Annotated in this window: 22 protein-coding genes; 17 read left to right on the top strand and 5 right to left on the bottom strand. The window is 45.3% G+C overall.

Annotated features, from left to right (window positions below):
• Positions 1–600: 600 nt before the first annotated feature.
• Together QE390_RS14840 and QE390_RS14835 are read left to right on the top strand one after the other, a co-directional pair.
• Positions 601–2,334 carry a M14 family zinc carboxypeptidase gene (locus tag QE390_RS14840; RefSeq protein WP_307142704.1) on the top strand — a complete coding sequence of 578 codons (1,734 nt, stop codon included), beginning with the start codon at positions 601–603 and terminating at the stop codon, positions 2,332–2,334.
• Positions 2,335–2,460: 126 nt separating this feature from the next.
• Complete coding sequence (locus QE390_RS14835) at positions 2,461–3,318, top strand: DUF481 domain-containing protein (protein WP_307142703.1); 858 nt, start codon at positions 2,461–2,463, stop codon at positions 3,316–3,318.
• A gap of 372 nt (positions 3,319–3,690) precedes the next feature.
• On the opposite strand, the gene QE390_RS14830 is transcribed toward QE390_RS14835, so the two are convergent.
• On the bottom strand, positions 3,691–4,344 hold the full coding sequence (locus QE390_RS14830; RefSeq protein ID WP_307142702.1) for an ABC transporter ATP-binding protein: 654 nt from the start codon (positions 4,342–4,344) through the stop codon (positions 3,691–3,693).
• A gap of 197 nt (positions 4,345–4,541) precedes the next feature.
• On the opposite strand from QE390_RS14830, the gene sucC reads away from it, so the two are divergent.
• Positions 4,542–5,741 (top strand): ADP-forming succinate--CoA ligase subunit beta, encoded by a 1,200-nt coding sequence (sucC, locus tag QE390_RS14825; protein ID WP_106637649.1) that lies wholly within the window; start codon positions 4,542–4,544, stop codon positions 5,739–5,741.
• Between the two features lie 159 nt (positions 5,742–5,900).
• On the opposite strand, the gene QE390_RS14820 is transcribed toward sucC, so the two are convergent.
• Positions 5,901–6,728, bottom strand: coding sequence for a M48 family metallopeptidase (locus QE390_RS14820; protein ID WP_307142701.1), 828 nt, complete (start codon positions 6,726–6,728; stop codon positions 5,901–5,903).
• 171 nt (positions 6,729–6,899) lie between these two features.
• Between QE390_RS14820 and QE390_RS14815 the strand changes: the two genes are divergently transcribed.
• The 9 genes from QE390_RS14815 to QE390_RS14775 all read left to right on the top strand — a co-directional run bounded on the left by QE390_RS14815 (position 6,900) and on the right by QE390_RS14775 (position 14,878).
• On the top strand, positions 6,900–7,511 hold the full coding sequence (locus tag QE390_RS14815; protein ID WP_106637647.1) for a fumarylacetoacetate hydrolase family protein: 612 nt from the start codon (positions 6,900–6,902) through the stop codon (positions 7,509–7,511).
• Positions 7,512–7,794: 283 nt separating this feature from the next.
• Complete coding sequence (locus tag QE390_RS14810) at positions 7,795–9,633, top strand: M23 family metallopeptidase (protein WP_307142700.1); 1,839 nt, start codon at positions 7,795–7,797, stop codon at positions 9,631–9,633.
• Positions 9,634–9,748: 115 nt separating this feature from the next.
• The gene (gene bcp, locus QE390_RS14805) at positions 9,749–10,198 is read left to right on the top strand and encodes a thioredoxin-dependent thiol peroxidase (RefSeq protein WP_307142699.1); all 450 of its coding nucleotides are present in this window, start codon (positions 9,749–9,751) and stop codon (positions 10,196–10,198) included.
• A 94-nt stretch (positions 10,199–10,292) separates the two neighbouring features.
• Positions 10,293–11,141 (top strand): transketolase, encoded by an 849-nt coding sequence (locus QE390_RS14800; protein ID WP_106637644.1) that lies wholly within the window; start codon positions 10,293–10,295, stop codon positions 11,139–11,141.
• Between the two features lie 109 nt (positions 11,142–11,250).
• Positions 11,251–12,210: a transketolase family protein gene (locus QE390_RS14795; RefSeq protein ID WP_307142698.1), complete on the top strand. Its 960-nt coding sequence runs from the start codon at positions 11,251–11,253 to the stop codon at positions 12,208–12,210.
• A 201-nt stretch (positions 12,211–12,411) separates the two neighbouring features.
• On the top strand, positions 12,412–12,951 hold the full coding sequence (locus QE390_RS14790; RefSeq protein WP_106637643.1) for an RNA polymerase sigma factor: 540 nt from the start codon (positions 12,412–12,414) through the stop codon (positions 12,949–12,951).
• A gap of 97 nt (positions 12,952–13,048) precedes the next feature.
• Positions 13,049–13,486 (top strand): hypothetical protein, encoded by a 438-nt coding sequence (locus tag QE390_RS14785; protein ID WP_307142697.1) that lies wholly within the window; start codon positions 13,049–13,051, stop codon positions 13,484–13,486.
• Between the two features lie 40 nt (positions 13,487–13,526).
• Positions 13,527–13,982, top strand: coding sequence for a hypothetical protein (locus tag QE390_RS14780; protein ID WP_307142696.1), 456 nt, complete (start codon positions 13,527–13,529; stop codon positions 13,980–13,982).
• A gap of 245 nt (positions 13,983–14,227) precedes the next feature.
• Positions 14,228–14,878 (top strand): porin family protein, encoded by a 651-nt coding sequence (locus QE390_RS14775; protein WP_307142695.1) that lies wholly within the window; start codon positions 14,228–14,230, stop codon positions 14,876–14,878.
• A 64-nt stretch (positions 14,879–14,942) separates the two neighbouring features.
• On the opposite strand, the gene QE390_RS14770 is transcribed toward QE390_RS14775, so the two are convergent.
• Both QE390_RS14770 and QE390_RS14765 read right to left on the bottom strand, forming a co-directional pair.
• On the bottom strand, positions 14,943–15,536 hold the full coding sequence (locus QE390_RS14770) for a YqgE/AlgH family protein (RefSeq protein WP_307142694.1): 594 nt from the start codon (positions 15,534–15,536) through the stop codon (positions 14,943–14,945).
• 714 nt (positions 15,537–16,250) lie between these two features.
• Positions 16,251–17,009 (bottom strand): DeoR/GlpR family DNA-binding transcription regulator, encoded by a 759-nt coding sequence (locus QE390_RS14765; RefSeq protein ID WP_307142693.1) that lies wholly within the window; start codon positions 17,007–17,009, stop codon positions 16,251–16,253.
• Positions 17,010–17,117: 108 nt separating this feature from the next.
• Between QE390_RS14765 and QE390_RS14760 the strand changes: the two genes are divergently transcribed.
• The 5 genes from QE390_RS14760 (at position 17,118) to QE390_RS14740 (ending at position 22,066) form a co-directional block, all read left to right on the top strand.
• A complete protein-coding gene (locus tag QE390_RS14760) occupies positions 17,118–17,807 on the top strand; it encodes an HAD family phosphatase (RefSeq protein WP_307142692.1) in 690 nt (229 codons plus the stop codon).
• 3 nt (positions 17,808–17,810) lie between these two features.
• Positions 17,811–18,350, top strand: coding sequence for a 5'(3')-deoxyribonucleotidase (locus QE390_RS14755; RefSeq protein WP_106637635.1), 540 nt, complete (start codon positions 17,811–17,813; stop codon positions 18,348–18,350).
• Between the two features lie 24 nt (positions 18,351–18,374).
• Positions 18,375–19,535, top strand: coding sequence for an MFS transporter (locus QE390_RS14750; RefSeq protein ID WP_106637634.1), 1,161 nt, complete (start codon positions 18,375–18,377; stop codon positions 19,533–19,535).
• Positions 19,536–20,103: 568 nt separating this feature from the next.
• Positions 20,104–21,039: an EamA family transporter gene (locus tag QE390_RS14745; RefSeq protein ID WP_307142691.1), complete on the top strand. Its 936-nt coding sequence runs from the start codon at positions 20,104–20,106 to the stop codon at positions 21,037–21,039.
• 100 nt (positions 21,040–21,139) lie between these two features.
• The gene (locus tag QE390_RS14740) at positions 21,140–22,066 is read left to right on the top strand and encodes an alpha/beta hydrolase (RefSeq protein WP_307142690.1); all 927 of its coding nucleotides are present in this window, start codon (positions 21,140–21,142) and stop codon (positions 22,064–22,066) included.
• 59 nt (positions 22,067–22,125) lie between these two features.
• Here the strand turns inward: QE390_RS14740 and QE390_RS14735 are convergent, their stop codons facing one another.
• On the bottom strand, positions 22,126–23,154 hold the full coding sequence (locus tag QE390_RS14735; protein WP_106637630.1) for a LacI family DNA-binding transcriptional regulator: 1,029 nt from the start codon (positions 23,152–23,154) through the stop codon (positions 22,126–22,128).
• Positions 23,155–23,421: the final 267 nt, after the last annotated feature.

The raw sequence follows: 23,421 nt of genomic DNA, 5'->3' as shown, positions 1-23,421 counted from the left end.
ATTGATTTATCATTTCTCTATAAAAAAATGATACGAACGGTCTTTCACCTACAATGAAGAGCTAAGAAGGGTGGCTTCGTTACCTGGCTTTGAAGAGGCTTATCTTAAGTTTGAATCTTTTGAATATGCGGCCCTCCCTGTCAGCGTGACCTCTCCAAGCTTTTTTCTAGGAGCATTAATTCAGGCTATGAAATCATAGCATTGTGAGGCAGTGATTAGTGGTTGCTACCAGCGGAAAAGCTGGTCGGGCCACGCTGGTAGCGGCATGACCTACCTATTCGTTCAACAAAAATTAGGTGTATTGCCGCTACCAACGTGGCCCGGCCAGCCTTCTTGCTGACAGCACTAACCCAAGCCATGAAATCATACTGTCATGAGACAGTAGTTGCTACCAGTATGACCTACCTATCCGCTCAGAAAAACTAGATGCATTGTAGCTGCCAACGTGGCTGCTGCCAGCATGCTCCGGTCAACTTTTCCGCAAAAAATGAATAGAATTAATTGTTCGCCTACAATCAAAAACTAATGGCGAGTCGTAGAATGCTTTGATTTGGTCGAATTAAATCTTTTTCTTTTCCTCGTTTTTCCTTATTTATGGGTATGAAACGGGTTATTTTCTTCCTCAGCACTTTCTTTACTTGGTCTATGGCCTCCGCCCAACAAACTATTTTCGAGCAGTCGAAAGGAGCCGAAACCCCAACTTACGAGCAGGGTATGGCTTATTTTCAGCAACTGGATCAGCAGTATCCACAGGTTCAGATGCGAACCATGGGGCCAACTGATTCGGGCGAACCCCTGCACCTGATTGTGGTGAGCAAAGACAAGAATTTTGATCTGGCCGAACAGCGAAAAAAAGGCAAAGCCATTCTGCTGATTGATAATGCCATTCATCCCGGCGAGCCCGATGGTGTGGATGCCTGTCAGTTATTACTTCGGAATCTATTAACCGAAAAAGATGGATTAAGGCTGCCAGACCATCTGGTGCTATGCATAATTCCGTTCTACAATATCGACGGAGCTTTGAATCGGAATTCCTTTAGTCGAGCGAACCAGAATGGGCCTCATGCGTACGGGTTTCGGGCCAATGGGCAGAACTATGATCTAAACCGGGATTTCGTAAAGGCAAATAGTAAAAATGCGACCTCCTTTGCCGAAATTTTTCATCAGGTTGATCCTGATGTATTTGTAGATACGCACGTAAGTAACGGAGCTGATTACCAGCACGTCATGACCCTGATTGCCACGCAGCATAGTAAAATGGGCGGTGTTTTAGGGGAGTTCCTGCATACGAAAATGGAGCCTTACCTCTATCAGAAAATGCAGGAGAAGGGTTATCCCATGACTCCATACGTGACGAATTTCGGCCCCAATGTTACCAAGGAAGGATTCAGCGGATTTATTGATTACCCTCGCTACTCAACGGGTTATGCCGCTCTGTTTCAGACGCTGGGATTCATGCCTGAAACGCACATGCTGAAGTCTTACGACCAGCGGGTAAAGTCTACGTATGAGTTATTAAAAATCTATCTGGACTTCACAGTAACAAATGCCAAAGAAATCCTAACCCTGCGAAAACAAGCCAAAGAAGCCGTGAAAACGCAGCAGATCTTTCCTTTAGCCTGGAAGAAGGACACTACCCGTTCGCGTACGATTGAGTTTCTGGGTTATGAGCATGGGTATAAGCCCAGCGAAGTTTCGGGTCAACCCCGGCTGTATTATGATCGCTCCAAACCTTTTCAGATGAGCGTGCCGTATTATGATTATTTTGTACCGACGGTTACCGTTCAAAAGCCCAAAGCCTACCTTATTCCCCAAGCGTGGTGGCCTGTGATCGAACGTTTGAAAATGAATAAGGTAGTCATGAAGCGTCTGGAAAAAGATCAGACGATGTCTGTGGAAGCCTATCGTATTGAATCTTACCAAACTTCCCCACGAGCGTATGAGGGCCATTACCCGCACACGGACGTGAAAGTGAGTTCAAAAACGCAGGAAATTCATTTCCGAAAAGGTGATTATTACATCGAATGCAATCAGGACAAGAATCGGTATATCATTGAAACGCTGGAACCTACCAGCCCCGAAGGTTTTTTTGCCTGGAACTTCTTTGATTCCATTTTACAGCAAAAAGAAGGGTATTCAGATTATGTTTTCGAAGACCTCGCGGCGGAGTTTCTCAAGACCCATCCCGAAGTAAAAAAGCAACTAGAGGAAAAGCGGGCGAATGATCCTGCCTTTGCTAAAAATGGTCGAGCTCAACTGGATTTTGTGTATCGACTTTCGCCCTACTACGAACCCGAACACCTCCGTTATCCCGTATATAGAGTACTCCGTTAAAGTCAAAGTTATCGTTATAAAGGTTAAAACCGGGGAAAACATCCTCGGTTTTTCTTCGTTCAGCCTAGTAACTACGCGTTCGTTTATCTTCGCTTGCATCCGTCAACACTTACTTATTCAGTGCTTATGAAGTTATTTTCGATCTTACCTTTTCTTCTCATTTCGATGGGCGTTTTTTTCAATGATGCCCCCGTTTACGCTCTTGATTTTAAGTCATTACCCGATTCCAGTGCTATCACGCAAGGCGATACCTTACCCCCTGGCGTTGAAAATTTCCCGAGTCTGGTACAGGTAACCCGTCCACCAGCAGATACACTCAAGCATTTCACCTACGCCGTTACACTCGGTGGGGATTATCGTTCGGGTAACGTACAGCGTTCGCTTTATACCATTAATACCTCTTTAGACTACCTGAATCCGAAATCTATCGTTGGATTTTACAGCTCGCCCCGGTATACATACGGACGCATCAGCGGCGAACTTCAGGAACGGGAGTTATTTGTCGATTTCAACACGACGCTCTGGTATAATCAGAATGATGCCTATTTGATGGCCTTCGGGGTGCACGAAGAGAGTAACCTGCGACAAATTCCAGCTCGGTGGTATGGGGGATCGGGAATTGGCTGGCGAATTTTTGGTGGGAAAAAACGCCCTAATACGCTCATTAAGCTTTCCATGACCAATGCTATCGTTTTCGAATATACCGATTTTATTACCATGCAGGACATTCGGGTAATCCGAAACTCAACCCGTATTCGGATCGGAACGACGCTTAACAAAATGGCTTTCAATAGTACGCTTTTCGTCCAACCCGCTCTGAATGAAGCCAACCTTCGCTGGAGTTCGTTAAGCACGCTGGCGTATGCTTTGGGCAAAAGACTGGCCTTATCTTTAACTGCCGATCACACCTATGAAAGCGTAGTATTGCCCGGTCGAAGACGAACCGATTTTCACTGGGCCATTGGCTTAACGTTTAAAAACTAAAAAACCGAAGGGCGGCAGATACAAATCTGCCGCCCTTCTTTATTGGTAGAGACGCGACTTTATCGCGTCTGGGTATTTAATACCACTTAGAGCTTATTTATAGATGTTGCTTCCCCGGATGAAATCCGGGGACACGGTTCCCCGCAGTCGCTCGGCTCTGCCGAGTGACGAAATAGAGTATAGGCCTCCGGCCGGTGGTATTGAAAATCAATTAGGTCAGGCAATTATTTAGGTTATCCATATTTTTTTGAATGAGACGGCCATAGGCCTACAGCTACGCAGTCACTCGGCAGAGCCGAGCGACTGCGGGAATTACATTAAATTCTATCTCCTACCCAGACACGACTTTATCGCGTCTGGGTACCAATAAATCTATTCAGAAACAATTCTTCCGTCCAGCATTTCCAATTTACGGTCAGCCATCTGGGCCAATTCTTCGTTGTGGGTTACCAATACAAAAGTCTGATTGAGTTCGTCGCGAAGCTGGAAAAATAATTCGTGTAATTCACGAGCATTTTTAGAATCAAGATTACCCGAAGGTTCATCCGCAAATATGACTGCTGGTGCATTAATCAAAGCCCGAGCTACGGCAACTCGTTGTTGCTCGCCGCCCGAAAGCTGGCTGGGGTGATGACTCTCCCGTTGGGCCAATCCAAGCTTCGCTAATAGCATCCGGGCACGCTCTTCGGTCTCTGCCTTTTTCCCAGCAATCCAGGCGGGCATGCACACGTTCTCCAGGGCCGTAAATTCTGGTAATAGATTGTGAAACTGAAAAATAAACCCAATGCGACGATTGCGGAATTCCGCCAGAGCCCGGTCCTTTAGGCTACTAATTTCCTGCCCATCCAGAAAAATCTGACCAGAATCAGGCCGATCCAGGGTACCTAACAGGTGGAGCAAGGTACTTTTCCCGGCCCCCGAGGCTCCCACGATGGAAACGATTTCTCCGGGCTGAATCTGTAGATCAATTCCTTTCAGGACGGGTAAGGAACCGTATGTTTTTACGAGTTGACGAGCTTCAAGCATATTAAATATATCAGGCAAAAATAGGCCGTAATCCCTCTGTTAATCAGTTCGTTAAATGAATTGCATCCAAACTATTGAACGAAGGCAGCTATAGTTTGTTGAGCAAAGTTGTAAAACTTTGTCCAAGATAACTCAAAGACTTTATCGATTTCTGCCTAATTTTCGGGCTGTAAAGTGAAACCTCACTCAACTTCCTAATGAACATACACGAATACCAGGCGAAAGAGATCCTCAAACGTTACGGAGTACGTATTCAGGAGGGCATCGTCGCTGACACACCCGACAAAGCGGTAGAAGTAGCCCGCGAACTCAACATCAAAACGGGTACGAAATGGTTTGTGGTAAAAGCTCAGATCCATGCCGGTGGCCGTGGTAAAGGCGGTGGCGTAAAGCTGGCTAAGAACTACGAAGAAGTCCGTGAGAAATCAGGACAGATTCTGGGCATGCAATTAGTTACCCACCAAACCGGTCCCGAAGGTAAGAAAGTACATAAGATCCTCATCTCTGAAGATGTGTATTACCCCGGAGCTACGGAGCCCAAAGAATTTTATCTGGCTATTCTTTTAGATCGTACTAAAGCCTGTAACGTCATCATGGCGTCTACCGAAGGTGGTATGGACATCGAAGAGGTAGCGGAGCATTCTCCCGAAAAAATCATCAAAGAATGGATCGATCCTAAAGTGGGTCTTCAGGGCTTCCAGGCTCGGAAAATCGCTTTTGCTTTAGGTCTGGAAGGCGATGCTTTCAAAGAAATGGTGAAATTCATCGGCTCTCTCTACAAAGCATATATCGATACGGATGCTTCTCAATTCGAGATTAACCCCGTGTTGAAAACGTCTGATAACAAAATTCTGGCCGTTGATGCAAAAGTTAACCTGGACGACAACGCTCTGTATCGTCACACGGATTTAGCTGAAATGCGTGACGTTCGCGAAGAAGATCCTCTGGAAGTAGAAGCTGGTCACCACAACCTGAACTACGTGAAACTGGACGGCAACATTGGCTGTATGGTAAACGGTGCGGGTCTGGCCATGGCTACGATGGACTTAATCAAGCTTTCCGGTGGTGAGCCTGCTAACTTCCTCGACGTAGGGGGTGGAGCCAACGCTCAGACCGTAGAAGCTGGTTTCCGTATTATCCTGAAAGATCCTAACGTAAAAGCCATCCTGATCAACATCTTCGGTGGTATCGTTCGTTGCGACCGCGTAGCTACGGGTATCGTTGAAGCTTACAAAGCAATCGGTAATATTCCTGTACCTATCGTCGTTCGTCTGCAAGGAACGAATGCGGAAGAAGGAGCAAAAATCATCGACGAGTCAGGTCTGGAAGTACACTCTGCGGTACAATTGAAAGACGCTGCTGACCGTCTGAAAGACGTTTTAGCTACCCAATTCTAAGAAGTTTACGGTTTTTAGTTTTCAGTAACTGCAAATCGGATATCTTCAAAATAAAGAAGGCCACTCTCCAAGAGTGGCCTTCTTTATTTTGAATCGTTCGCAATTTCCTTTTTCTACCCAAACCACATTATTCCAACCACTGAAAACTACAAACTAACCCTATCTGCGAGCGTAATACTTCTCCGCTTCAGGTAGCAATTTCTTCAAATCGTTAATCCGCTGCTGATCCGAAGGGTGTGAAGATAATAACACGGGAGGTTTCTGAGCATTTTTGCTGGCTTCAGCCATGCGTCCCCAGAAAGTAATAGCCTCTTGGGGATCGTAACCCGCCATCGCCATAAAGATTAAACCCAAGTGATCGGCTTCGCTTTCGTGCTGACGGCTGTATCGCAGAATGGCCAGGTTAGCTCCAATAGGTGCCGCTACGTTAAAAACCGAACTCCAGATGTTATTAGCTCGGGAAGGATTGCTGGCATTTGCCACGCCTAAGGCTACCTGTCCACCCGTTAATAACCCCTGAGCTACGTATTGCTGACTAACCCGCTCAGAACCGTGCTTGGCAATGGCGTGAGAAATCTCGTGTCCCATTACCGTAGCCAGACCTGCCTCTGTCTTCGTGACAGGCAACAGACCCGTGTAAACAACTACCTTACCACCAGGCATACACCAGGCGTTTACCTGATTATCCTGAACAAGGTTAAACTCCCAGTGATACCCATCCAGGTATTCAGGGTGTTTGATTTCGTTGAAGTACTTCGTAGCTGCAGCAGCAATTCGCTCCCCTACTTTCTTGACTAGCTGGGTATTAGCGTTACTGTTGGAGATGACTTTGCTAGTATCCAGAAACTGCTTGTAACTTACCAGAGCCTGCTGGTTCATTTCAGCGTCAGATACTAATAATAATTGATTCCGGTTTGAAATAGGTACACGACTACAAGCCCAGACAGTGGCTGCCAGTACAATACCCAGGGCGAAGGTTCTTTTCATGTTGTGGAAATGCTAAAAATGTTACTTACTCATAGAAAATCCTGTACCGAGCCTGTAAAGTATATTTGTTCGCTTAGCTTTGCAGGACGTCTCAGTTAAGGCCGCAAAATTGAGGAATAAAACTCATTCAATTACGCTGGGTTAGTACTATAATTAAACATTTATTATACTATGCGAATTTTTTGCATCGGGCGAAACTATGCGGAGCATATCGCCGAACTTCAAAACGAACGTCCGACCGATCCTGTCATATTTACGAAACCAGATTCAGCATTATTACGAGAAAACAATCCTTTTTATTTGCCGGACTTTACCGAAGACGTGCACCATGAACTGGAAATTGTTCTTAAAATCAACAAATTAGGTAAGAATATTCCCGTGCAATTTGCGGATAATTATTACGAGGAAATTGCACTGGGTATTGACTTCACTGCCCGGGATATTCAGGCCAAACAAAAGGCCAAAGGTCTGCCCTGGGAAATTGCCAAAGGCTTCGATGGCTCGGCTCCTATTTCGAAGTTCGTACCCAAGAGTCAGTTCGCTGAGTTCCCGAAACTCACCTTCGATTTGAGCGTGAACGGCGAAGTTCGTCAGCAAGGAGACACAACCATGATGCTGTGGTCATTTGGGGAAATCATTGCCTATCTTTCTAAATTCTTTACCCTGAAAATCGGTGACCTGATTTACACAGGAACACCCGCGGGTGTAGGTCAGGTGCATATTGGAGACCGCCTCGTTGGTCGTCTGGAAGGGCAGGAAATGTTCAATTTTGAAATCAAGTAAGCGTTGTAGGTTTTCAGTTAAGTTGCTTTCTATTCTTAATAAGTTAACTTATAACCCAACTTCCCGAAAGTTCAGAACTTTCGGGAAGTTGATCACCTAAGTCCTTAACACTTACCTTAAAGGTAAACTTAGGCAACAGGGACATAATGTTGCCAGCAAAAAAGCTGGCAGCGAGAGGCCTGTAGTGTATTTCGATCCCAAAGCCCCTCGGTAATGGATTTACTATCCGCCAATAATTGCTATAAACCAGCCCAACTCTAAACCTTTTATCGTCACTATTCCCTTGGTTATTCGTTATATTCTTTTCTTTGCTTTAGTCAGTCTGGCTGCTCAGGCTCAGCATTCTTATCTTTTCCCGATTCTTCCCGGTGAAAACGCTCTATTGGCTGGAACCTTCGCCGAGCTACGTCCGCAGCATTTTCACGCCGGAATGGACATTAAAACCCAGCAACGGGAAGGCCTCTCGGTCAAGTGCATTGAGCGGGGTTACGTATCCAAAATCATTGTTAGCCGAACCGGTTACGGAAATGTGGTTTTTGTAAAACATACCACAGGCGAAACCAGCGTTTACGCCCACTTACAGCAATTTAACTCCCGCATTACCCAATACCTCAGGCAGCAGCAATTAGCTCAGGGCACGACCGAAATCATGGTAAACCCGAAAGCCAATCTATTACCGCTGCAACGAGGAGAAGAATTAGGGCTGTCCGGTAACTCCGGCGGTTCGATGGGACCGCATTTGCATTTTGAAATACGCAATGCTCAGGGACTTAATGTAGATCCGTTGAATTACTCTTTCAAAGAAGTTCAGGATGATATTCCTCCCGTCATGGAAGCGTTGGCTATTCGTACGCTTTCAGGCGACTCTCGTATCCAGGGAAGATTTGGTCGAATGGAATACAGTCTTGTTCGGGAAGAATCGCCTAAGCCCTCGGTACACCTGTACCGGATGCGGGATACCCTTCGAGCCATCGGCGAAATAGGGCTGGAACTACTGGCTTACGATCAAAGTAATGGTTCGTCTTCCAAAAATGGAATCAGTTGTCTGGAAATTCACGTCGATGGTCGGGAGTTACATTACCACCAACTAAGCCAGATTCCAGAGGCCTTTACCGATGATATTAACATTCATACCGATTACGCGACCTATTATGAAACGGGCAAATTCTTCCAGCGGTGTTACAAAGCCGACGGTAACGACCGGGTTCCGATTTATTCTGCGGGTTCGGGGAAATTGAGCGTAACAAACAAGGCCGTTCATCAGGTTACTTTAACCATTTGGGATCATTTCCAGAACAAAACGCAATTACACCTGATCGTAAAAGGCGAAGCAACGGAAGGAAATTCCCCCGATCCTAACCTGCGTTGGTCGGTGGAAGAAAACTGGCTGGTCATCAAAGGATCATTACCCGACTCCCTTAATGTATACTTACCGAAAGGGCAACAAACCTTAACAGCAGTTTATCCGGGGTGTTACCTCTGGGATTTGAGAAAAGGGCTTCCCGATTCGCTTGACGCGGGGACTAAACGCATTCGATTCAACTTTGTTGGGACGGCTTATCCTCAGCAACAAGGAAAGGTATTGAATGATCGGCTAACGCTGGAATGGAAGCCCGGCAGTTTATACGATACGCTTTACGTTATGCTTCAGGAAAAGGATGGCAAGTTACTCGTCGGTGAGCCGACCACTCCATTGAAAGGTAAAATAGCCATTCATTATCAGCCCAAGTCGCCCATTTCACTCTATGAGAAAACGGCTTTATACCGGGAAGATAAACAATCCGTTTTTGTGGGTGGACACTGGAAAGACGGGCAGTTACACGCCGAAACCAGGTTCTTTGGTACTTATTACCTTGCTACCGACACGCTAGCTCCCACCATTACCCCTGTAAGTATTTCCAGCCGTCAGTTGCGTTTTAAAATTAGGGACAATCTTTCGGGTATAAAATCCTGGAAAACTCGTATAGGTACTGAAACGGTGATTCTGGATTATGACGAGAAGAATAATTTGCTCTTTTCAGAAATAAGAGAAGAAAATCGTCCTTTCCGTGGTGAATTGAAGCTGGAGATAACGGACAATTCAGGAAACAAAGCTACTTTTGGCAGACCGAATCTGAACTAGAAGACAGGTTAGCTTTTCGGAGCTGATTCCAGGAATCTTATTCGGAGATACGTCGTTCTGATAACACATTACTTTCAGCATCCAACCTATCGGACTGCTATCAATTAATAAACTTATGTCTCTTCAAAAAGGTGATCTGGCTCCGGCCTTTGAAGCGGTTGATCAAAACGGTAACCTCGTCAAGCTCAGCGATTTTACTGGCAAGAAAGTCGTTTTATATTTTTATCCCAAAGACGATACGCCCGGTTGCACGGCTCAGGCCTGTAACCTTCGCGACAACTACGAAGCTTTGTTAAAGTCAGGTTTTGTGGTATTAGGCGTAAGTGTCGATGATGAAAAGTCTCATCAGAAATTTGCCAAGAAATACGAATTACCTTTCCCCCTTTTAGCGGATACTGACCACAAAATTGTGGAAGCTTACGGCGTTTGGGTGGAGAAAAATATGTACGGTCGCCAGTACATGGGTACTGCACGGACTACTTTCGTTATTGATGAATCAGGACTTATTGCTGAGGTAATTCAGAAAGTAGATACCAAAGAGCACACCAGTCAGATTTTAAAGTAACGTAGCTTTTCTGCTTTTAATTATTCCAGGGTAATCGCCTAAATTTAACCTCTTTCTTTAGAGATACCCTTTATTGTTTCGCTTATCTATACTTATGAATCTTCAGGACATCGCTTCTCAAGTTCGCCGTGACATCGTACGGATGGTACACGGAGTCAAATCAGGCCACCCCGGTGGATCCCTCGGCTGTACTGATCTGCTCGTGAGTCTTTATTTCAAACACATGGAATTAAAGACCGACGATCAGGGTCAGGTTGTTTTCGATATGGAAGGCAATAACGAAGACGTTTTCTTCCTTTCAAACGGTCACATTTCTCCTGTTCTCTACTCTGTTCTGGCTCATCGCGGTTACTTCCCCGTACCCGAACTGGCTACGTTCCGTAAGCTGGATTCCCGCTTGCAGGGTCACCCAGCAACGGCTGAGCACTTACCCGGCATTCGTATTGCTTCTGGTTCGCTGGGTCAGGGGCTTTCGGTAGCCACCGGAGTTGCTCTGGGTAAAAAACTCAAAGGCGATTCGCATCTGGTATACGTCCTGATGGGCGACGGCGAGCAGCAGGAAGGCCAAGTCTGGGAAGCAGCGACGTTTGCTCCTCACCACAAAGTAGATAACCTGATTGCATTCATTGACTTCAATGGTCAGCAGATCGATGGTCCTACGGAAAAGGTAATGAACAATCGCGACCTCGGAGCTAAATACGAGGCGTTTGGTTGGGAAGTGCTGCACATGGATGGTAACGATTATACTTCACTCGATACCGTTCTGACGCAGGCCAAAGGTTTAGCCGGGCAAGGCAAACCCATCATGATCATCACGAAAACTGAAATGGGTCAGGGTGTTGATTTCATGATGCATACGCACAAATGGCACGGCACCGCTCCCAACGACGAGCAATTAGCCAAAGCCCTCGCTCAACTTCCCGAAACTTTAGGAGATTATTAATAAAGTTTAGGGTTTAGAGTTTTTCTGTTTTGAGTTCATTTGACTCTAAACGAATGTGGTAAATTACCCCAACTGAAAACTCTAAACGCTAAACTCTAAACTTACCAAAATGAAACAATATCCCTATACCGATAAAAAAGATACTCGTTCTGGTTTTGGTGCGGGTATGACCGAACTGGGTCGCACCAATCCTGATGTGGTTACCCTTTGTGCTGACTTAGTGGGTTCGTTGAAAATTGATACGTTTATTCAGGAAAACCCCGAGCGTTTTTTCCAGTGCGGTATCTCTGAAGCAAACATGATCGGCGTTTCGGCAGGTCTGGCCATTACAGGAAAAATTCCTTTTGCGACGACTTTCGCTAACTTCGGTTCCAGCCGCGTGTTTGACCAGGTTCGTCAATCCGTTGCTTACTCTAACAAAAACGTAAAAATCGCCGTTTCGCACGCAGGTCTTACCCTGGGTGAAGATGGAGCCACCCACCAGGTACTCGAAGATCTGGCCATGATGAAGGCTCTGCCCAACATGACCGTGATTAACCCCTGCGATTATAACCAGACCAAGGCAGCCACCATCGCCAGTGCGAACTACGAAGGTCCCGTTTACCTGCGTTTTGGTCGTCCGGTTATTCCCGTATTCATTCCTGAAGATATGCCTTTCGAAATCGGTAAGGCTATTACCCTGAATGAAGGCACGGACGTGAGTATCTTCGCTACAGGTCACCTGGTTTGGGAAGCTCTCCAGGCGTGCCAGCTTCTGGAAGATGAAGGTATTTCTGCCGAAATCATTAACATTCACACCATCAAGCCCCTCGATACGGAAGCCATTCTGGCTTCGGTGAAAAAAACGGGCTGCTGCGTAAGTGCTGAAGAGCACCAGATTAACGGTGGTTTAGGCGAGAGCATCGCTCATACGCTGATAACGAATTACCTGGCTCCTCAGGAATTCATTGGCGTGAAAGATACCTTCGGTGAAAGCGGTACGCCCGATGAACTGATGGAAAAATACGGACTGAAAGCTGCCAGCATTGTAGAAGCTGCGAAGAAGGCAATTGCCCGTAAGTCAAAATAAGACATCGTTCTTCCAACGATTTCAGAGCTAGAGATTAAAGAAATTCTAATCTCTAGCTCTCTTTTTTTCCATTTACTTTACGGTCTGTTTTTCCCTTATTTCACTGATTTTAACATTTCGACAGGGATTTTGCCCGAAACTCGCTTGCAGTGAGGGGTCGTAAATGCATATAATTGCTTTTCCATCACCAATTACCAGACCATGACCGATCAGGAACTGCTTGATAAATTTGCGAACCCGGAGACGCGGAACTACGCGTTCAACCTGCTGGTTCGTAAATATCAGCAGAAGGTGTATGGACTTATTCGTAAAATGGTGATCGATCACTCCGATGCGGATGATCTTACTCAGGAAACCTTTATTAAAGTCTGGCAACACCTCGAAACCTTTCGGGGCGATTCGCAGCTGTATACCTGGCTTTACCGAATTGCGACGAATGAAACTTTCAATTTCCTGAATAAAAAACGTCGTCGCTTCTTTTTATCGCTGGATTCGGTAGACCATGAGCTGGAAGCTAAAATTGACGCCGATCCCCTACTCTCGGGCGACGACATTCAGAATAAATTACAAAAAGCCATTCTTCGGTTACCTGAAAAACAGCGACTGGTCTTTCATCTACGGTATTACGATGAAATGCCTTACGAAGAAATGTCCGAAGTGACCGGCACCTCCGAAGGAGCTCTCAAGGCTTCCTATCACCATGCGGTAAAAAAAATTGAAGAATTTTTAAACGGTAATTAAACTTTGCGAGCTTAGTTTGTTCCAAAGGCAAAATATCAACAAACTGATAATCAGTCATTTCATTTTAATTATCCGCTGATTTTATTGGATATATACAATGGATAATAAAAGAATTCGTTTGGAACACATTCCAAAAATTAACCCCGTCCATACACCTGACCACTACTTTGAAGATTTACCGCAACGAATTCAGGCTCGTGTGCAGCAGAATCCCACCAAAGTACTCAAACCTCACTGGACGGCTCGCCACAGTTGGCTTACCGCAGGAGCGGCCGCTTCAGTTGCTATTCTGATGTATCTGAGCTGGCCCACCCGGCAGGATTCCATCGGCGTAGAAACGCTTAGCCAGCTCAAAACCGAGGATATTGTTCAATACCTCGAACACGAAAATGTTTCTTTGCAGGATCTTTCCGATACGGAAAAGAACAAAATGCTGATTGATAGTTTAGGTAACCAGCCTTTACCTCAGGTGAAGATTTCCAATAAAGAAATTATGGAACAGCTTTCGCTGGAAGATTTTGAAGACGTTATTTAGTACCATTACCCACCGTTGCCACGGTTTTTCCCTAAGCACTATGAAACTCTGGATCGCAGGTAGTTTATTTTTCTTTTTGTCGCTGACGCTTCAGGCTCAAAACAAGGGTAGAGAAGGCCAGCAACAAGTCCGGGCCGCCAAAATCACCTGGATTACCAACCGATTGAATCTTACGCCCGATCAGGCCAAAGATTTCTGGCCTTTATTTAACGAATACGAAGACAAGCGTCGGGAAGTTCGTCACCGCATTCGCCGATTAAATGGTGAAACGAATAATTTATCCGCCAGTGATGAAGCCATCCGCAAGAACCTGAAAGAGATCATCGATCTACGCCAGCAGGAAGTGGATCTGGAGCGGGAATATCAGGCTAAATACCTGAAAGTGATTAATGTAAAACAGTTATCTGAGTTATATAAAGCGGATCAGCGATTTACCCAGATGCTAATCGAACGCCTTAATCATAATCGACAACCCCGGGACAAAGATTCGAACTAGGCCCGTAATGAATACCTTTGAAGCAATGCATTTTAAAAATGCATTGCTTTTTTTGTGCAACAAAATAGCCCGAAAACCAGTTAGTTACCGTTAATCAAAGCCTGCATCCGAAACAATTTTTACGTATGGTAAAGTCTATTGCGTGTAAACTTACGTTCATATGTAAAATGAAAGGCTTTACCTATATCTGCGTTCACTTTATGTCAGGAATTACCCTACCATCTTATCTCAACCAATTCTATCCCATGCGTTCGTTATTCATTGCTCTAGGCCTGTTGTGGGCCGGTGTAGCTTCCGCTCAAAGAGAAAATATTTCCATTGGCCCCATGATTGGAGGGACTTATTCAACGCTTCCCAATCTTGGTTCTAACGTTCTCACAACTAAATACAAAGCAGGTCCAGCCGCTGGTGTTTTCATCAACTATAGCATTAAAGAACATTTCGGGCTATCAGCAAACGTACTTTATACCCGCTGGGGCACGAAGATTGAAACGCCAACGCCAGCTTTTAATCTGAACCTTGATTACATCCATGTACCGATTTTGGCTACCTACTACTTTGGTAACGATATGGGCCAGGGGGCCGTTCGTCCAAAAATATTTCTGGGTCCTAGCGTAAGTTTTCAAACAGGACAATCAGGCAGTCCTTTTATCATTAACGACTCTTTCAAAAAGTTTGATGTTGGAGCAACTGCCGGAGCTGGTTTGAATATTGGTTTTGCTCATCAGCAATGGTTAAATATTGATGTTCGATATAATCTCGGATTTAGTAAAGTTTATACGGACCCAAACCTCAGTAAAGTTCATAACCAGTCCTTCTCTTTACTCGTAGGCTATAGCTTCCCTCTGGGTTCTTACGATAAAAAGAAGAATTCCTTTTCAGGGAAAAGACGTTAGTTATTCGTGCTTAAACAAAAACGACCCGGTGATGAGCCGGGTCGTTTTTGTTTAAGCACGAATATTAGTTTAATCTGGGATCGGTAGGATAATGGGAAAGTACACGGTAAGCTCCCCCCATATTCCGTAGCGTAACCCGCCAGAGCTGATCTGTTGACGTATCAAACAGATCGTTTGTATTAACCTTTGAGATAATCCAGGAATCGCGACTTAACTCAGAAGTAAGCTGTCCGGCATTCCAGCCCGAGTAGCCGATGAAAAATCGAATGTCTTCGGTTTTCAGCGTACCCAGATTCAAGAGTTTCTTTATCTGTTCAAAGTTTCCACTCCAATATAAATTTCCATCCAACTGAATCGAATCTTCAATCAGATCAGGCCTCCGGTGAATGTAGTGAAGCGTGTTTTTCTCCACCGGGCCTCCTACAAACAGAGGAATATCGGGGTAAATGTCTTCTTCAATTACATCATCCAGTAAAAGCTCCGTCGTTTGATTTAACACCAGTCCGAAAGAACCTTGCTCGTTATGTTCACAAATCAACACCACACTTCGCTCAAAATTTTCATCGCCCAAAAAAGGTTCAGCCAATAACAAACAGCCCTTGGTAACCTTCGTTTGAGCATTGTTTTTTCCGGGTAGAAAGTCGCTCAATTCCTTCATGGTCAGTTCTCATTTAAAAATCACTGAAAAACGGTGCTTAAGCAAGATAACTTAATTTTTCAGCATAAACGTGTGTGATATCCGTAAAAAAATCTGCCAAAAGCGAAAAATGGTTATGCGTTTGGAGTTTTGGGTTGGGGTTAAGCGTTTTGAGTTTTTAGAATTACTTCTCCCGCAATCGCTCGGCTCTGTCGAGTAACGAAATAGATGAACAAGCCGGTGGCATTGAAAACATTTAGGTCAGGCAAACATTAGCTCCCCTATCTCTTTTAAAAAGACAGCCAAAAGCCTACAATTTATATGATAACCCCAAAAACATGCGATTCTTCACGTAGAGACGCAACTTTATCCCCTTTATGCCGTGGTTGGTGTCTCACCAACCACAGTTCGCGTACAAATGACTGGTGAGGTGAGGCACTAGCCATAGCAGAGAAAGCCAGACGCGACTTCATTGCGTCTCTACCTAATGATTTCTCTCGCAGTTGCTCGGCTTTGACGAACAACGAAATGGATGAATGGACCAATAGAATTGAAAAATAGCTGGATTTGGTAAATTATTTAGCTTACCTCTATTGTCTTTGGGAAACACGGCCACAGGCCTACAGTTAAGTCGTCACTCGGCAGAGCCGAGCGACTGCAAAAGACAGGAATATAATAAAATCAGTATTCAATCATTCAATCATTCATTCCCTCAATCATTCAAAACTGAACCCCTCACCAGATTTCTACGCCTTTATTGAGGTAAGATGACAAGTTTTCGGTAGGAGCCTGCGACGAGGTTATTAATAAATCCAGCTCTTCGTAATCGCACACTTTACAGGTTTCTGCGGTATTAAACTTATCCTTCCAGGCCGTTGCAATCACTTTCTTGGAAACCTGAGTCATTTTCTGTTTCACCAGAGCCTCTTCCCAGTACGGCGTCGTCACACCGAGTTCATGATGAATGGAACAAACACCCATGATGCACAAATCCGGGCGAAGTCGTTCGATCATATTAATCACTGCCGCTCCGAGGGTTACCTGAGCCCGTTTGAAAATCCAGCCCCCCATCAAATGAACTTCCACATTGGGGTGTTCGCTCAGAATTTGAGCAATGGATAAACTATTCGTAAATATCTGAACCTGAAGTTCTGGTGGTAACGATCGGGCAATTAACATGTTGGTAGATCCATTATCCAGAATAATCGTTTGCCCGGATTCAAATAAGGCCAGTGCTTTTTGTGCAATCTCCTGTTTTTCGGTTTGAGCATAGGCAATTCGTTCCGTCAGTTTCAAGGGAGCCGGAGCTTTAGGAACCGCCGGAACCGCCCCGCCGTGGACTTTTTTCAAAAGGCCATCCTTCGCCAGTTCATTCAAATCCCGGCGGATGGTATCATCCGAAACGTTAAGCTCCTGACTTAATTCCACGGAACTTACCCGTTGTTGCTGAACCAGTTTCTGAAGGATGTATTGAAGGCGTTCTTCGCGGAGCATTTCGTTTTTATTCGTTTTTCTTCCCAAAAGTAACACATATTTAATTTGGAAGTATGCGTTTTGTTACGGTTTTTTGTTGAACTAAATCGTATTAACGAAAAATAACGCATGAAGCTAGTCATATTCGATATGGATGGGGTTTTGGTTGATAGTGAACCCATCTATCATCATTTTCATCCTTATTACTTTGAAACTCAATTAGGCATTACCTTGAGTCAGTTGGAGCTGGATAGCGTCACGGGCGTGGCTCCGAGAGAAATTTTCGGACGGTTTAAAACGATTTATCCCGATCTGCTTCCTGAACCAGCCGTTGTGTACGTTGAACGGGAGTATGATTTGTTGATGGAAAAATTCGCCAGTCTCGATCCACTTCCTTTAGTAAATGGCATTTCAGACGTTCTGAAAAGGTTGGATGAAGAGAATATTCCTATGGTTCTATCCTCCTCCAACCAACGGCGGATGATCGAACTATGCCTGGATCGCTCGGGTTTTCGACCCTACTTTCAGAATATTCTAAGCGGCGAAGATGTACCCCGGTCCAAACCGGATCCTGAGATTTTCCTGCGGCAGGCCGCTTTTTACGGAGTAAAACCCGAGGAATGCCTGGTAATTGAAGATTCTACCAATGGCTGCCGGGCCGCCAAAGCTGCCGGAATGGCTTGTCTGGGTTATGTCAATCCCAATTCCGGGAACCAGGATTTATCGTTAGCCGACTGGCGAATCGACTCCTGGAATGAAAATACCATTTCTCAGTTATTAACCATTCTAAAAAGTGCCGATTTACAAACTGCTTTGTAGGATATGAAACGAATTCTGATTGACATGGACGACGTTCTGGCAGATGCTTCTGGACGTTTCATCGAATATTGTATTAATCGAGTAGGAAAAACGGTTACCCGTGAGTTGTTGCAAGGCTCTAATTGGGCAGAAGCGGTTGATATTCACGCCGATACTGTTAAAACCTGGGTTCATGAACCAGGCTTTTTCCGGGGAATGCAGGTTATGCCTGATGCTCAGGAGGTGGTAAAAAGATTGATGGATCACTACGAAGTTTTCATCGTTTCTGCCGCGATTGAGTTTCCCAATTCACTTAAAGAAAAAGTGGATTGGCTGGCAGAGTATTTTCCTTTCATCGATTGGCGGTATATTGTCCTCTGTGGGCACAAATGGATGATTGAAGCGGATTACCTCATCGACGATCACGAGAAAAATCTGAATACCTTCCGTGGCACTCCAATTTTGTTTGATGCCCCACATAACCAAACGCTGGAAGGTTATCAACGCGTAAAAACCTGGCGTGAAGTAGAGCGGTTGCTATTACCTGCTCCCATTGAAGCGTAGACCTTACGACATAAAAACGACCCTATGGTTTCGTCTGAAATCACCCAAACAGACCCATTGAATTACCCGGCAGCTCGCCTATCAGTAAGCACCTTTTTCTTTTTAATGGGGCTGAGTTTTGCTAGCTGGGCCGCCCGTATTCCCGACATTCAGCAAGCCATGCACCTCAGTCCGGGGCAGTTAGGTTCTGTTTTATTGGGTATGCCGCTGGGTTCGCTGGTAGCCCTGGCTCCGGCGGGTTGGCTGGTAACGAAAATTGGCAGTCGGACGGTAACCTTATGGTCATTGATTTTTTACGTGGGTATCCTCCCCTTCCTGGGATTTATGGATACGGGCTGGCAACTGGCTCTGGCCTTATTCTGCTACGGAGCCGCTGGTGATGTAGCCAATATCGCTGTAAACACGCAAGTAGTAAGTGTGGAAGCGGGGTTTGGAAAACCCATCATGTCTTCCTGCCATGGTTTGTTCAGCCTGGGAGCTTTCGCTGGTTCTGCTCTGGGTGGTATTGCGGGGGCTCTGCACATTACTCCCTTTTATCATTTTCTGGGAGTCATGGCTCTTTCGATTTTAATTGCCTTATTGGCTTACCGATCATTGATTAGTACGGATCGGAAAGAGCAAACAAGTTCAGAAAAGACACCCATGTTTGTCCTGCCCGACCGTGCTTTATTACTGCTGGGATTGATTTCGTTCTGCTGCATGCTGACCGAAGGAGCCATGGCCGACTGGTCGTCCATTTATTACCGTCAGAGTGGTGGAGCAGTGGCCTCTATGGGTTACACCGCTTTTACCATCACCATGGCTACGGGCCGGTTTATGGGGGACTGGTTAACGGTTCGATATGGTATTCGAAAAATGCTGCAAATGAGCGGATTAGGCATTGCTCTCGGCATGGCTCTGGCCGTAGGCGTATCTTTCCCGATTGCGGTTATTATCGGTTTCTTAATCATCGGATTTGGGGTCGCGGCAGTCGTTCCCCTGGTGTACTCAGAAGCGGGTCGCTCCGAAACCATGTCTGCGGGAATTGCTCTGGCGGCGGTTTCTACTGTAGGTTACACCGGATTTCTGATGGGACCGCCTCTCATTGGTTTTATTGCCGAAGCGGCTACCCTACGAATAGCTTTATTCTTGGTCGTGATACTGGGTTTAGGCATCTGGTTTTTAGCTCATCGAGTCAAACGCTAGGAGATTCTATTCTAGCTGAAAACGCTTGGGTACATCAGAAGCTTAACAGCGGTAAAATGCCCGTACGTTTTTCTGAAAATACTATCGTAGCTGTTTTTTCATGCCTGCTGATAAAGAAAAAACTCCGCTCAAACGAGCGGAGTTTTTCAACCTTCCCACTATAAACTACTCTGATAAAATCGTGTATATCGCGAAGAGCCGAAGCTCTATTTCTCTTCTTAGGGTAATAAGCTCAGAAAAGCCGTTTCCTGATGCTAGGTTTGATGATTTATGGACGAAAAAGTCAATTGAGAAATCTGTTTTAATCTCGAATGATTGATTTTTGATGCCTCATCTACATCTTCGAAAACCCCTTCCTTCGTTCAACTAATCAAAAACTAATTGTCACACTACCAGACCGGGTTTGAATTACGCAAGGAGCCTTTTTTTAACAAAATCTCTAAGTCGATTTTAATCCTATTTTAAGTTAAGCATGACTTAAAATATACGCTTTCTCAGCGGCTTCATGGGCAATCTAACACGTACTCCCCGTGGATTCCTGTACCTTTGCTTCGCTTTTTTCAATGCTATGAATCACACGTCTACTCTGAAAATCTGGTCAGGATTACTTTATTTATACCTGGCCTGGGGAAGTACCTATTTGGCTCTTCATTACCTCGTTGAAACCGTTCCTCCGCTAATGGCTTCTGGCATTCGAAATTTTTCGGCGGGGATTATTATGATGATTTGGGCAAAAGTTACCGAACCCAACGTTCGTCTGAGTTCCAAAGCCTGGCTTACTTCTCTCCTCATCGGAACCTTGTTGCTGGGTGTAGGGAACGGGGGTGTAACCATCGCTTTGGCCTGGGTTCCTACGGGTTATGCAGCTCTCATTGTCGCAGCCGTACCGATCTGGCTGGTTCTGTTACAGTGGCTCTGGCTAAAAAATATCCCAAGCCCCATGGTCATCATGGGCGTATTAATCGGGCTCGTCGGCGTCGGTTTATTACTTGATTTCAATTCATTCTCGCTGGAAGGCGATTCGGCTCAGTTCACATTGGGCATTATCGCGTTATTAACGGCTACGTTTTGCTGGAGCCTGGGGATGGTTATTTCTCAGCGAGCTCAGCTACCTTATTCGGCAGCTTACCTTTCGGCCATGCAAATGTTGGGCGGCGGGACTGTAACCCTGTTGGGAAGTTTGGTGGCAGGTGAGTTTCCTCTTTTTAATCCATCGGGTTTGAACGCCAGCACTTGTTATTCCTTTTTATACCTGCTTATTTTTGGTTCGCTCGGTGGATTTACCGTATTCAGTTGGTTATCCCAACGTACGTCCCCCACGTTACTGGCGACCTATAACTATGTTAACCCGCTGGTTGCTTTGCTATTAGGTTACTTATTTGTTAACGAACCTCTGTCATTAAAAGTAGTATTGGCCGCAGGAATTATCATTTCGGCTGTCATTCTGATTTCGGTGGGGCAGCGATTGAAAAAACGAGCAGAGCCTGTTTTTCAGGAATCATAAATTCAGGATCATTTGAAAAGTGGCGTTCGTAAGGTTAATTGCCTCCTAGTATCGTCTCATTTCAGATGCTTTGAACAGAACTTTAATCTCTATTGATCCTATGAAAAAACCATGGTTGGTTTTATTAAGCAGTATGCTCTTTCTAAACGTGCAGGCTCAACAGGTTATCCCTCTTTACGACTTCAGCCCGATTCCGAATCAGGGCCCCAAAGCTTCTCTGACCGATGAAATTGAGGAAGGGTCCGGGAAAGATTCTTTCCATCGAATCAAAAATATAACGAAACCTTCCATTACCGTTTACAAGCCCGCCAAACCTAATGGTACGTCAGTTATTATTTGTCCCGGTGGTGGTTACTACATTCTCGCCATTGACCACGAAGGCGTTGACGTAGCGAAAATGTTCAATGAAGCGGGCGTTACGGCTTTCGTATTGAAATATCGACTTCCTTCTACGGCGAACCTGATGGAGGTAAATGAGATTGGCCCCTTGATGGATGCCCAGCAAGCCATCCGTCTGGTACGTTCCCGAGCGAAGGAGTTCGGGATTAATCCTGATCGCATTGGAATTATGGGCTTTTCAGCGGGGGGGCACGTAGCGTCAACGGCTGGAACACATTTCGAAAAACCCGTGGGTAACTGGAAAGGTCGGCCAGACGTTTCGGTTCGCCCGGATTTTATGATCTTGTTATACCCCGTTATTACCATGGACCCATCCTTTACGCACATGGGTTCACACGATGCCTTGCTCGGTAAAAAGCCAACGGCTGAACTGGAAACGGAATATTCTAACGAAAAGCAGATTACTTCAAAAACGCCACCAACGTTTCTGGTTCACGCAGCGGATGACAAAGCCGTTCCGGTTAATAACTCCATCAGTTTCTTTCAGGCTCTGGAAAAAAACGGCGTCCCCGTCGAGCTACACGTCTATCCGAAAGGCGGCCATGGGTTTGGAATGAATAATAAAACCACTCCCGATCAATGGACTGAACGGCTGAAGAACTGGATGAGTACACTCTTCAAAGACTAGTCATAGCGTAATAAACCAGAAAGGCTCCGACGTTCGAACGTCGGAGCCTTTCTGGTTTATTAACTCCGTTGAGAAGATCGCCGGACCACCAAGTCGGTTTGTAGAATCCGGGTTTGGTAACGAATGGGCTTCCCCTTCTTTTCGATCAAATCGATTAATAATTCCGCGGCCTGTTGCCCCATTTCAAAGCCGGGCTGAGCCACTGAACTCAGCGGCGGATCTAACAAGGGAGCAATCGGAGGATCTGAAAAGCCAATCAATGAAACCTGATCGGGCATTTTCATGCCTACCTCCCGAATGGCTAAATGGGCACCCAGAGCGATGCTCGTACTCGCGGCCAGAATTCCGTCGGGATGATCTGTCAAGTCTGAAAATAACTCCTTCGTTAACTGATTCCCACTTATTTGCCGAAAGGGCCCTTCCACCAACCATTCGCTTCGGATGGGTAAATTATGCTTTTGTAAAGCAGCTTTAAAGCCCGCCGTTCGTTGTTGCACAATAGGTAAGTGCTGAGGTCCGGTTAAGCAGGCCAGTTTTCGGCATCCCTGTTCAATCAAGTGTTCCGTACCCCGAAAAGCTCCGTCAAAATCATCGACAATCACCTGGTGGGTTTGGAAGTTCTCTACTTTCCGATCGAAGAAAACAACCGGTATGCCCTGCTCCTGTAACGTATGAAAATGATCCAGATTACGAATTTGGCTGGCGGTAGAAACGATTAACCCATCCGCCCGACGCACCAGAATGTTTCGTACATCGGTTACTTCGCGTTCCACTGAATCATGGCTTTGATAAATCATGATGTAATAACCCATCCGGTACGCCACATCCTCAATCCCGCTAATAACTGAGCTAAAAAACGAATTCGCAATTTCAGGAACGATAATGCCAATCGTCTGGCTACGACTTCGTTGCAAACTCAAAGCAATAGGGTTAGGCGTATAACTCAGCTCCCGGGCTAGTTCCAATACACGTTTTTTGGTTTCGGCTCCAATCTCACTGCTGTCTCGCAAAGCTCGGGAAACGGTCGATTTAGATAAGCCCAATCGGCGGGCAATTTCTTTCAGCGTAATGATGGGTGTATTCGCCATAGGAGAAAGCAGCCTTTCTATAAATAATACAATTTATTTCCTACCCATTAAAAGGGCTATTGTTAAAGGCTTTTGAATTGAAATTGAACTTTACCAAAAAAAAACTGAAGTAAAGATAGTTCCGGGAACGGTTTCGGGAACGGTTTCGTGAAAATATTTTCATATTCCTTTGGTAGACGGTTCATCACTCCGCTAATATCATTCCATGATTTCGCCAGAATTTGATTCGGTAAAAATCAGATTTCCAGGAATAATCGAATGTGATAT

Source organism: Siphonobacter sp. SORGH_AS_1065 (assembly GCF_030818595.1).
In the GTDB taxonomy this organism is placed as follows: domain Bacteria; phylum Bacteroidota; class Bacteroidia; order Cytophagales; family Spirosomataceae; genus Siphonobacter.
The sequence above is the reverse complement of the archived record's forward strand: the minus strand, read 5'-3'. Positions and strand labels throughout refer to the sequence as shown.